Below are 12,094 nucleotides of genomic sequence, written 5' to 3' on the forward strand. Positions count from 1 at the left end.
GAAGCTCCGAACAGTATTACTATCGGTTTCATACCTGTCTTGAACGAGTTGCTCATTGAGGGAAACCCAAGGGGCTGATTCTGTCGTTTCACGGCAGAACTCTTCTGCCCCGCCCAAGACCCCTAAAGGACTAGCGAAGCTGTCGCGCACTCGTTCGCTAAATCAGCAACGCCGAAAATTAGTCTGAGATGGAATCGGCATTAAACTCTCCATCATCAAATTCTCTCGTAATCGTCAAACGATCGCCGACAGCTACGTTATCTGGGGTATTGTCTCCATAGACATTCCAGGAATCTACTCTGATAGTGCGCTCGCCAGTATTGAGTCGAAAGCCATCTTCCCAAACTTGCTCCACAGCACCAGTAACTGTAGTATCTTGAGAAGAGGAAGCTATGGAATTAGTAGAGATAGCTATACCCAAAAAAAAAAAAGTAACTCCAACAATAGTTAGTTGTTTGATAGTCTTCATGGTGATTTATCCTGAGTTTTATAAGTAGTGAGTAAAAAAAAGAATTGTCATTTATTTAGCGATCGCCAAATAAAACTATCGTTCGCAAGGTGGTGAATCTTGAAGTTTCCCACTTTTAATGATCTCTCCGTCTCTTCGGATAATGCGGAAGGCATCGAAATCATAGTCTTCATATTCTCCTACTACCGTTACTTTTTCTCCGACAGTAAGGTGATTCTGGAGATTACGACAAAAACCTGAATCGACAATTAATTGTCCTGTACCATCATCTAAGATAAATTGGTTGCCTACGATACTTCGTACTACACCCGCAGTGGTTGTCTCTGGCGTATGTCTTAAATTGCTGATGGTAATTGGTGTCTGAGGAATGGTTGTAAATAGGGTGAAGGTAGAGGTTAATGTGAGAAAAACTGCTGTGGGCATGATTTCCCTTTTTTCTTGAGGAAAGTGTTTAGATTAAACAGACAAATTGAAAAGCCTAAGATAACAAATACCGCATTTTAGGCAACCAAGCGATTTCACTCTAATTGGTTTTTTGAGCTACTGTTTCTTTATATTTCTGAGTTATTGTCGAAATGGTAATCAACTCCGCTTCGGTTTTAGCAATCAGATTGAGAATCATTTGGTTGACCAAATTTTGAAATTCTTGATTATTATTTGTATCAATCTCATCTCTGACAAGATTTTGGGAGCTGTTGGTAGAAAGATTTTGAATTAGGTTTTTCTTGGTGCTAATTTTATTGCTATTAGAAAGTGATGATTCTTGCATTCCTCAGTTTCCTTACTTGTTTAGTTCTTGATATTGATACTAAACAAAAAAAATGACCAGAAAATGACCACTTAAATTAATTGGTTTTAATTATCACAGAATGCGGTAATGAAACTTATGTTCCGTCTTCCAAGGGCAACATAATCCGAAACGTCGATCCTTGCCCTACAAAGCTTGTGACTGTCATTTGTCCGCCGTGTGCCTGAACAATTTGTTGAGCAATATTCAATCCCAAGCCAAAGCTGCCCTTTACCTCAGTTCGCGTCTGGTTAACTCGATAGAACCGTTCAAAGATATGAGGCAAGGACTCTGGCGCAATGCCAATCCCTGTATCTTCTACCTGAATCTCTACTTGATGGTTCTCGCAATTGAGTCGGAGAATAATACTGCCGTTTGCAGGTGTATAACGACAGGCATTACTGAGGAGGTTGGTAATGGCTTGTCGCAGTAGGTTAACATCTGCTTTCACCATAATGGGTTGAGGGATCAGGTGGGCGGTGAGAGTGATATTTTGCGCTCTTGCTTTACCCTTCCAATCAGATGTTAAACCACGCAGTAAATCTACGATGTTAATTAGTTTTAGGGAGTCAAGAGACAATAAGCTTTCATGTCGTGCCATAAACAGCAAGTCCCCTACTAAGGTACTCATACCCTTAGTCAGATAGACAATCTTATCTAAACGTTGATACAGGAAAGTGGTGTCTACTGTTAAATCCTCAAGCTCCATTAATCCCACCTGAGCATTACTCAATACAGCAGCTAGAGGGGCGCGTAGTTCATGGGAGGCATTGGCAGTGAAACGGTCTAACTGAGCGCACACTAACTCCAGTTCCTGATTGGTATTTTGCAGGCTAGTTTCCCGTGCTGTCAATTCTCGCTCCAGTTGCAAGAACAGCAGAATAGCCAACAATGCCCCTAAGCTACCTGTCATGGCTGATAAACAAAGGACAATCCAGGTAATCTGTCGGTAAAACACTTGATGTTGCTGGCGAACTTCCAATAATTGCTCTTCTTCGGTTGCAAAGTCATCTATTGCTATACGAGTGACATTCATCTTTTCCTTTCCCTCTTCTAGCCAGTCGTAGAGGAGAGCGGTATTCACCATTATTTCTTCTTCTCCACGAATTCGTTTTAGTTCCTGTTGCAGAGTTAACTTTTGCTGCAAAATCTCCAGATGTCGCTCGACCTTAGCGCGTATGTCCTGAAGTCTTTGTGTCTGTTGGGGATTGTCCTGCACTAAATTCTCTAGTTCTCTCAGTGAGTCGGGAATAACGGCACGGGAACTATTATACGGGGCGAGAAATTCCTCTCGATGAGTTAGTCCATAACCGCGCACCCCCGTTTCTGTATCCACTAGGGCTGTAAGCAGGCGTTTAGTTTCTAACTTTACCATTTTGGTGTGCTGCACCCAGGCTTCGTCTTCTTCCAAGCTGGCTTTTAACCAGGCAAAAGAACCAAGGGACGTAAATAAGCAGACAACAGGGATGGCGATAATAATGCTACCTCGCAGACGAACAGGTAGTACTTTCCATTTATCAAATCTCATCCAATTAAGCATAGTTTTTGCTAAGGGGATTTGGGTGGTTCAAAGCAATATCCCACACCGTAAATACTTTTAATCCAGTCTTCTACACCAATTTCTCGCAAACCTTGTCTTAAGCGTCTGACTCTGGTAGCGACAGCATTACTCTCTGGTTCTGAACCCCATGACCACAGTGCTTGCTCAATCTGGTCGTGGGTAAGAATTTTCCCAGGATGACGCATCATATATTCCAAAAGTTGAAAATCTCTGCTTGATAGCTTGAAAGAGATTTCCTTCCATTCAACACGCATTGTGTCCAGGTGGAGGCATAAGTCCGCCAGTTTGAGTTGATCTCCTGTCCACAAAGGAGATCGCCTTCTTAAGGCTCTTACCCTTGCCAAAAGTTCAGTTAAATCCACTGGCTTAACTAGGTAATCATCTGCTCCAGCATCTAAACCAGTGACTTTATCATCAATAGTATCTTTAGCAGTGAGTAAAAGAGTGGGAGTCGCTACTCCTGTTGCGCGAAAGGATTGGCAAAGATCGATGCCACTTTCTTCTGGCAACATCCAATCAAGAATAAGCAGATCGTAGTTTTTTTCGCCCATCAGCCAGCGAGCGGTTGCCCCGTCCGCTACACCATCTACGATATGACCAGAACGGGATAAGGCTATTTGCAATGGCTCTAACTGCTCTGGGTCATCCTCAACTAAAAGAATTCGCATGATAAATGACTGAAATATTCTTGTAATCTAGCGATAGATATATTAGTAGTAATTAGCAGATAAAATCATTGTGACTAATTTTCATTATCTTAACATTTAAATTCTGCTTCTTGAACTTCAGAAGATGGATAATTGTACGAAAAGATAATTCTGGCTCTGTTGCATATTTTGAAACATCATGACTTTATTGATAGATTTCAAAAAACTTATTTAGATGAAAATTTTGGCATTAAATTGTTCGATTATAGTTAATTAATTTGTGCCGAAAAAGCAACACCTTCATTTATAGAATCATCTCTATAGTTATTTAAAATATAATCTCTTTCTACTTCGGTAACATAAAGATAATTACCCATCATAGTAGTACTCCGAAAACGATAAATATCGCTACCATTCGTTGAACCACCTTCATAAACATAAAAAGCCAAATCTTCTTCGCGAAAAGCATCGGCTAATTTAGCATCCCGATGAATATTGTCTCGTTCAGCTTCTCCCACAATGATGTAGCATTCGGGATTTTCCACATTCTGGAAACGATACATGGCAATCAAATCTTGATGTGCCTCTGCTCCTACTTGAAAAGCCATTCCTTCCTCAGTAAAATCTTCTGGATAATTAGAATTAATATCGGTTTTTTCAGTTTCTCCCACAAAGATATAAGCACCTGGATTGACATTATTTTGTAAACGATAGATGGGATTATTTAATTCTGGTGTATCTTCAATTTCACCATTAATATATCTTTGCGCCTCTGCAAAAACCGTATTACCCACTTCTGCACCCAAAACACGACCGTTGACATCGCCATCTTTAAAATGAATTCCCCCATAAATACGTGATAAACCAGCCTCGTCCGCAGCTTCGGTGAAAGTGTCCCATTCTAGAGTAACCGACTCGGTTGGAGTTAGTTCGGGTTCAAATAATGACTCTCCAACATCAAGGGTAACAGAAGCTCCAAAATCATCACTACCAGTAAACTGCTTTAATACACTTGCTCCTGCTGCACTAAAAGCACTATGCCCTGAAGTGTATTCAGCGAAGGGAGGAGAAGCATCACCATTGGGGTTTTGATAGGTGAGAAAATCGGCTGCTAGTATGGTTTGAGTTCCTCTGTTGGGTTGCCAGGCTTCGATAGCATAACCGCCTAATTCTTCATCAAATTCACCAATTAAACCTAATTCCCCTAATTCTCTAATTACTCTGACGGGGCGTGCATAGTCATAATAAGTTTTAGCGTACCAGGTGGCTATTCCCGCATCAAAAACCGCATTACCTAGAGTAAAAAATAGTTGCACATCATCATCTAAACTATGCTCATCTCTAGCGGAGACGAACTGTCCGAAACTCATCCATGTTCCAGGAGGAAAAGACGTACCAGCACCATCTTCCCAAAATTCGGCGATGATTTTCTGCTCGTCAATCAGGTTAGCACTGACTGTAATTAACTCAGTCGCTTGAGCGATAAATCGAGGATTAATAACTGTACCAATTAAATCGCGGTCTATATTCACAACAGACTCATCAGCTAAAGTAATAGTCTGCGCTGCTAAATTTACTTCTCCTGGTATTAATAAAAAAGGCTCGGTCGGTTCGGGGCGATACTGTTGAACTGATTCAGTTGCAAAGGGTTTTACCTCTCCCCAATGAGGGGTTAAAAATTGCTGAATATTTCCTGTAGTGTCATCGATAGGAACGTATTCGGGAGTCCACAGTGCTAAATCCAAGATGTTTTCTAGGGTGTTAGTGGACTGATAATCACTAATATCGGAATAGGCAACTCCGAAAGTTCCTTCTGGATGGTTTCCTAATTGATTGGAATTATCTTGATGGCGAAATGTTAGTAAAGCTCGTGCAGCTAAATTACCAATTCCCGCAGCAACAGTGGCATCTGTAGTGGTCTTGCTGGGATCATAGCCTAATTGAGCCATTAATTCCTCAAAAATGGCTGTTTCACTGGGAAATAAATCAACCAAGACTCTGTAGGCAGCATAGCTCATTGCCTCCTGTTTATTAGCATCGGTAATTTCTGCTTCGGGGCGTTGTAAATCATTATCTAATTGAGTAGGAACAGCTAAAGAATCGTAACTAGCCCAAGCATCGTACATCGCAGTATGCACCATACTAGAGGCGCGAGAGGCAATAGTTGGGCCAACAGCAGTGTTAATTACAGCTTGTTGTACTGCTCTATCCCAAAGTACGGAAATAGTAGGAGAAGAGTCTTCAACTGTAACTAATTGATTTTTTGTATTTAGTATTAGTCTGGACATGGAAAATTTGGCTGACAAAATATTAACTTCGTCAGAATTAATTAGTTAATGTATTATGGCGATTAAGTAACAAAAATTTACGGCTCTTCAGTATTTACGAAAAAAACTTGTCTTTATTTAACAAATGTAGGAATAATAGCTCAAAGCCAGAACTACCAGTAAGAGTTATAGCTCCAGTTATCGACATCTCAAAAAAGAAGGAAAAAAATCAATTTTTTACTAAGGTATTTCATAATCGTGGAAGCTACCACCGTAAAAATACCTTCAAGCAGGTGAAAACCCACAAATCCTATATTTTAATCAAACTCAAAAAATAACTCTGTGAATTGTTCCAGAGCTAGCTAACTAAACAAAAGACTTATACTCAATTTTCTCGCTCATCAATGCTTCTAAAATGATTAAGAAGTGAAACTGGTGAATTGATGAAATGACTAATAAATAACAATTGGTTGTGGCTTCATTTCTCAGTATTCCTCAATTTTTTAGTATGCGTTTGCCCTGTTTCCCTACCTAAGATAGAGTCTAGTTTGTATACGTAGTGTTAGAATGCGGTTCAAACTATAAAATGCAAGTATATTAGTATCTGACTCTTTAAATTTCTCTGTAATGGTTGATTCTGTCGAGCAAACCTCTGGTAATAATCCCTCACCTGAGCCACCTGATAACGATCGGAATTTCCTGCAACGTTTGATTCGCCCTTCTAAGAAAAAAGTTGTGGGGTTGACTGCGATCGCTTCTGTGGTAGGATTGGGTTACTATGGGTTGCAGCTATGGGCAAAACGGAAGTTACCACCATTATTGGAGTCGCAAGCTTCTACTTTACTCAATCGCCCTGTGGATGTGGGAGAGATTAAAAGTATCTCTTTGACAGGGGTAAAGATAGGGAAGTCGGTGATTCCTCCTACAGCATCAGAACAAGATAAGGTGGAGATAGAGGGGATTAATGTGGGTTTTAATCTCTTGTCTGTGATTTTTCGGCGTACTCTGCCTGTTGATGTTACCCTGGTTAAGCCTCAAATATTTTTGGATCAAAGTGAAAATGGTTCATGGGTGACTCTTGATTTACCTGAGAGTGAGGGTGATAGTGAGTTACCTATTGATTTGGATGTCACTGTAGATATCCAAGAGGGAGATATTACTGCTGTACCTTATAATCAGTCGCCTATAGGTATTGATGTGGATGGTGAGGGGAGATACAACACCGCAGATAATCAATTAGTGGAATATGATGTGGAAACTGCGATTAATCGCGCTAAAGCAACGCTTCAAGGAAAGACTGTATTAGAGACTGGTAAAACAGATACTAAGTTGTTGGTTAATGATTTAGCTTTAAGTGATGTTGTATCTTTAATTCCCAATTCCCCTGTTAGTTTGGATACTGGTTTTTTAAATGCGGATTTAGATTTGGATATTCCTTCCTGGGAAGAGATTACGTCGGCTAATGTAGAAGGGACAGTAAATTTACAGCAGGTAGCAGGAGAGGTAGATAGTTTATCGCAGCCTGTGAGGGCGAAGTCGCGGTTACGTTTTGGAGGAAGAAACGCCGAGGTTCAGACTACCCAAGCTGCTATTGGGGATTTAACAGCAAGGGTTAAAGGTGCGGTTGGTTTAGATACTGGTTACGATTTAGATGTGGCAATATTACCTGTTAGTTTAAGTAGTTTACAGAAAACTTTTGCCCTAGAGTTACCCGTACCTGTTACGGGAGAGATCAAAAGCGAGATAGATGTTACAGGAAATATTAAAAAGCCTGTAATTAAAGGTAAATTAGAGAGTACTGAGAAGCTAACCGTAGATAAAGAAGAAATTAAAGCGGTTAATGCTTATTTTACTGCTGATTTAGAGAAAATTGTCCTACAAAACCTCACAATTTTACCTGTAGCAGGGGGTGCAATTACCGCCGATGGTTTAATGGAAACAGACTTAAATACGGCTTTAGAGAATAATCAGCAGATTGATTTTACACAAATGCCTTTAGGGGTAACGTTTGAGGCTAATTTACCCACAGAGGCGATCGCAGCACCCTATTATGAGTTACCATCAGAGATTAAGGTGGGTAATCTGATTGCTGAGGGGAATTTAGGGGGTACGATTCAAAACCTCAAAGGGTTGTTGCAATGGCAGATAAAAGAGGGGGAAATTAACACTCAAGCTAGTACAGAAAGGGTATCGGCTCAGGGAGAAATACTTTATCTCGAAGAGAAGGTACTCTTGCGAGATACCAAGTTGCAAGTAGGGGAAGGAGAAGCTACAGTAACAGCCAATGCTAATTTAAAAACAAATAATTGGCAGGGTGCAATTGATACCTCGGTAATACCTTTAACACCTTTTCTATTGCAGTTTGACATCCCAGGTTTAGATTTAACTCGCCCTATTACCTTAGAAAATACGGATATTACTTTATCGGGTAAGTTGGATGATTTCGCTCCTGAAAAAATCCAGGGTAAAGCTGATATCGATTTGGATTTAGATGGTGGTGATGTCACATTACAGTCTCAATTCGCTCAAGGAAGAGTTAATGGTACTGCTGATACGGGTAATTTGGCAATTCATAATTTTGTAACTAATCTCAAAATACCTGTGACAACACAGGTTAGTAGTTTAAATTTTGCTAGTGATATTAAACCTTTGCTTAATATAGTAGAGACAAGGGATTTTTCTAGTATTACCAGTAGTGTTACTGCTGATGTTTTTGTTGCAGATGGTTTTATAACCACAGAAGGAAGTTTAACGAATAATCAATGGCAAGCCGATATTAAAGGCAACAGTATTAACACTACAGAAGTTATTAATGCCTATGCACCCGATGTAGAGATTGCTTCTGTTTTAGATCCTATTAATACCCAAGGAAATTTGTCTGGTAGTCTCGCACCACTACAAAATGAAACTGTTACTTTTCCCGTTAATATTAACAATGCAGCAGTACAAATGGGGGAACAGTCTGTCGCTAGTAATGGTAGTTTAATCATTTCTGATTTATTAAAAAACCCCGATATTCCTGTAGTAGATTTGGCTGTTAGAGGTAACATTAATTTTGCTAGTTTACCTATAGAAGAATTTATCGCTACCGCAGCAGAAAATAACTCCCTGTTAGCAGAAAGATTAAATATTAGGGGAAAAGCAATCTTTAATGGTAATTTTCGAGGTACGAATTTAATTTCTGATAGCAGTAACTTAGAAAATTATCGTTTAACGGGAAATTTAAACCTTAACAATTTTGCCTTTAACAATGTCGTATTCGATCCTGTATTGGCAGGAACAGTTAATGTGCAACCTGCGAGGATTATTGGTTTAAATTTACAGGGAAATCAAGATGTGATAGCTGCATCAGTACAACCTTGTACCGCTAGCAACTGTCGTCTACCCTATATCCCTAACAGTTTAGAATTACGTCAAGGAGAAAATACTAATAAACCTGTTATCGCTACAGGAAACCGCAATGATGAAACCTTTAACCTCAATATTGATAACTTTCCTTTAGCTTTATTAAACCTTGCACCAGGAAAAGCTGCGGGAATTGAAGGCGCACTAGCAGGGAAAGTTACAGGAGATATTAACGCGAATTTATACACCTTTGCTACTGATGGTAATGTATCAGTAGATAAACCCGCAGTAGGTTATATTGAAGCCAATCAATTTACTGCTGAGTTTGCTTATAACCCCCAAGAAAATACCGCCGAAGTTGATACCGCTTCTTTGAATTTTGGTAATAGTGAATATAACTTTAATGGTGGTTTAGATATTGCTACAGGAGAAATAAACGGCGCATTAAATATTCCCCAGGCTTACATACAAGATGTTTTAACTGCTTTAGGTTGGTATACTGTTGAAGATGTCTTAACACTATTTCAAACACCAGAATATGTGACAGCGAGACAAGCAAAGCCTCAAGGTATCACCACAGTTGAGCAATCCATCGCTCAAAAGCTAATTTTACTACAAGAAATCGAAAAACAAATACAAGCGATCGCAGCAGAACGAGAAACGGCAAGTGTTCCTACAGAATTAGATATTCAAGGACTATATACAGGAGAAGTTTTAATTGATGGTACGATTAGCCAGCCAGAAGTAGCTTTTAATGTTGAAGGTAATAATTGGCAATGGCAACCGCAACCAGCTTTTCTTGATATTGTACCCCCATTGGGTTTAGTGAAAGAAGAGGCTCAATTTATTCCCATCAATCAAATCTTAGCTACAGGGAAACTAGAAGGTAATACGGTTAACTTAGAACAAGCAAAACTCGAAGTAGTAAATACTACTCTTTTTGCCACAGGAAAACTTTCTCCAACCACTCAAGATATCAGTTACGAAGTTGATAACCTGACAGTAGATACTATAGGTAAATTCGTTAATATTCCCGTGGATGTTGCAGGAAGGATCGATAGCGAAGGTACAATACAAGGTACATTGGAACAACCCCAAATTACTGGCAACCTAAACATATCCAATTCAGCCTTTAACGGTTCAGTATTACCCACTACTATTGCAGGAAACTACAACTACAGCAATCAACAACTAAACTTTAACACCACCGAACCTTCTTCGATCCAAATAGCTGCTACTGTACCCTATCCTATAGAACCACAGGTAAATGATACTGTAACTGCTGATGTCCAACTAGATAAAGAAGCCTTCGCACTCTTAAATGCTTTCACAGGGGGTAATCTCACTTGGATCGAAGGCGAAGGTAATGCAGATTTACAAGCAACAGCTAATCTCGATCTTAACCGCGAAGGTAATCCTCTTTATAATCTAGATGCAACAGGAGTAATCAATCTCGAAGAAGCGCAACTCACCCTTAACAATCCCTTCTTTACTGCACCAATTATCGCTACAGGAAAAATCAATCTCGATAACCAATTAGTCAACGTCGAAACCTTAAACGCTACCGTTGCCAAAAAAGATGTCTCCATCGCAGGAACATTACCTATCTTGTATGCTGTAAATAATTTAGATAATCCTTTAACCATAGATATTCCTGAAGGAGATATCGAAATCAAGAAACTCTATAAAGGTGGTATTGCAGGAGAGATTATCGTCACTTCATCTGCGTTAGCTCCCACTATTGGGGGTGAAGTAAGCCTAGTAGATGGTCAAGTATCAATTCCCCAAGCAGAGACTGAAGAAACCTATGACTTAAACTTCAATACTGCCAATAATAGAGGTCAAGAAAACAATGAATCTCCTGCGGTAATAACCACCCTAGATAACTTATTAGTCAAACTAGAAGAGTTTAAACTCCAACAGTCTCCCCTTTATGAATTTGGTGTCAAAGGAGAATTAACCCTCAACGGTACAGCAGACACTCCCAACAATATCAAACCAAAAGGTACTGTTTACATAACCAAAGGAGATGTAGATTGGCTTAGTAGTAATTTTACACTTGCCCGTAACCATGAAAATACAATTGCTTTCAATCCAGAAGATGGAGTGTTTAATCCATACATAGATGTACAGATGAAAACAGAAGTCGCAGAATTAGACAATATTAGACAGTTAGATAATGATGATACAAATGAGATTTCTGATGATGTATCACAAGTAGGTAGAGCGGAAACCATTAATATCTTTTTATCAGTTAATGGAGAAGCAGCTGACATAATTCCCAACCTTGGTCAAACGTCTTCTAACGAATGTAACATTCGTCCTAATAATGCACCTCCTACGAACAATCTAACTTATTCCCAAACAGAATTAAACCAACTAGCAGAATGTGTAAATACAGCAGCTTCAGACAGGGGAAGTGCGCGACAATTCCTTGATAGCCAAGCTGTTAGCTTAACTAGCATTCCCAGTCGTAGTCAGGGAGAGATTGTCAACTTATTAGGTAATCAATTTCTTGCTTTTGCTGACCAGTTACAAAATAGCAACCAAGAAGAATTAATTAATTTAGGAGTCACCCAATTTGTAATTGCGCCGATTCAAAGAAGCTTACTTTATAGGGTAGAAGATTTTGTAGTAGATACAGGAAGAGAAATTGGCTTAGATTATCTCAGAGTTTACCCTTACCTAGAAGGAATTTATGAGATTAATCGTGACTCCTCAGTTAGAGGGACTTATGACTACATATTGAACGAAGTAAAGTTTGAATATCAAAGAAACTTTTAATTGAGTTGAGCTATGGAAACCCCATTCTCAGCGAAGCAGATTGGGGTACTTCATCAAAAGGTACGAGCGTCAAGAGAAATACTTGTAGGATGAAATTACGCTACCTTTAAACTAACATTATCAACCTCGACAACAACACCATTTCCTTCATTAGCCCATCCTGCAAGCCTGACCAAAATTGTGTAGTCACCATCTTCAGGAGCTACAATCTGAAAATTTTTGGACAGCAAACCA

General features: G+C 39.4%; 7 protein-coding genes. 1 reads left to right on the plus strand and 6 read right to left on the minus strand.

What is annotated here, in order from left to right:
• Window positions 1–178: 178 nt before the first annotated feature.
• From H1P_RS24740 to H1P_RS24765, 6 genes are all read right to left on the minus strand, one after another.
• Window positions 179–469, minus strand: coding sequence for a hypothetical protein (locus tag H1P_RS24740; protein WP_144872350.1), 291 nt, complete (start codon window positions 467–469; stop codon window positions 179–181).
• A gap of 75 nt (window positions 470–544) precedes the next feature.
• Window positions 545–892, minus strand: a complete 348-nt coding sequence (locus H1P_RS24745; protein ID WP_144872352.1) for an OB-fold nucleic acid binding domain-containing protein — start codon at window positions 890–892, stop codon at window positions 545–547.
• 100 nt (window positions 893–992) lie between these two features.
• The gene (locus H1P_RS24750; protein ID WP_144872355.1) at window positions 993–1,238 is read right to left on the minus strand and encodes a hypothetical protein; all 246 of its coding nucleotides are present in this window, start codon (window positions 1,236–1,238) and stop codon (window positions 993–995) included.
• Window positions 1,239–1,353: 115 nt separating this feature from the next.
• The gene (locus tag H1P_RS24755; RefSeq protein WP_144872357.1) at window positions 1,354–2,796 is read right to left on the minus strand and encodes a sensor histidine kinase; all 1,443 of its coding nucleotides are present in this window, start codon (window positions 2,794–2,796) and stop codon (window positions 1,354–1,356) included.
• 8 nt (window positions 2,797–2,804) lie between these two features.
• Window positions 2,805–3,485 (minus strand): two-component system response regulator RppA, encoded by a 681-nt coding sequence (gene rppA, locus H1P_RS24760; RefSeq protein ID WP_144872359.1) that lies wholly within the window; start codon window positions 3,483–3,485, stop codon window positions 2,805–2,807.
• 248 nt (window positions 3,486–3,733) lie between these two features.
• Window positions 3,734–5,752: a vanadium-dependent haloperoxidase gene (locus H1P_RS24765; RefSeq protein WP_144872361.1), complete on the minus strand. Its 2,019-nt coding sequence runs from the start codon at window positions 5,750–5,752 to the stop codon at window positions 3,734–3,736.
• Window positions 5,753–6,358: 606 nt separating this feature from the next.
• Between H1P_RS24765 and H1P_RS24770 the strand changes: the two genes are divergently transcribed.
• Entirely contained in the window at window positions 6,359–11,860 is a 5,502-nt protein-coding gene (locus H1P_RS24770; RefSeq protein WP_144872363.1) for a translocation/assembly module TamB domain-containing protein, read from the plus strand.
• Window positions 11,861–12,094: the final 234 nt, after the last annotated feature.

Source organism: Hyella patelloides LEGE 07179 (assembly GCF_900659865.1).
Lineage (GTDB): Bacteria > Cyanobacteriota > Cyanobacteriia > Cyanobacteriales > Xenococcaceae > Hyella > Hyella patelloides.

Bases quoted from the DNA above. Each gene is read 5' to 3' on its own strand.
- H1P_RS24755 (WP_144872357.1), bottom strand. From the start codon at position 2,796: ATGCTTAATTGGATGAGATTTGATAAATGGAAAGTACTACCTGTTCGT.
- H1P_RS24770 (WP_144872363.1), top strand. From the start codon at position 6,359: ATGGTTGATTCTGTCGAGCAAACCTCTGGTAATAATCCCTCACCTGAG.
- H1P_RS24740 (WP_144872350.1), bottom strand. From the start codon at position 469: ATGAAGACTATCAAACAACTAACTATTGTTGGAGTTACTTTTTTTTTT.
- H1P_RS24765 (WP_144872361.1), bottom strand. From the start codon at position 5,752: ATGTCCAGACTAATACTAAATACAAAAAATCAATTAGTTACAGTTGAA.
- rppA (WP_144872359.1), bottom strand. From the start codon at position 3,485: ATGCGAATTCTTTTAGTTGAGGATGACCCAGAGCAGTTAGAGCCATTG.
- H1P_RS24750 (WP_144872355.1), bottom strand. From the start codon at position 1,238: ATGCAAGAATCATCACTTTCTAATAGCAATAAAATTAGCACCAAGAAA.
- H1P_RS24745 (WP_144872352.1), bottom strand. From the start codon at position 892: ATGCCCACAGCAGTTTTTCTCACATTAACCTCTACCTTCACCCTATTT.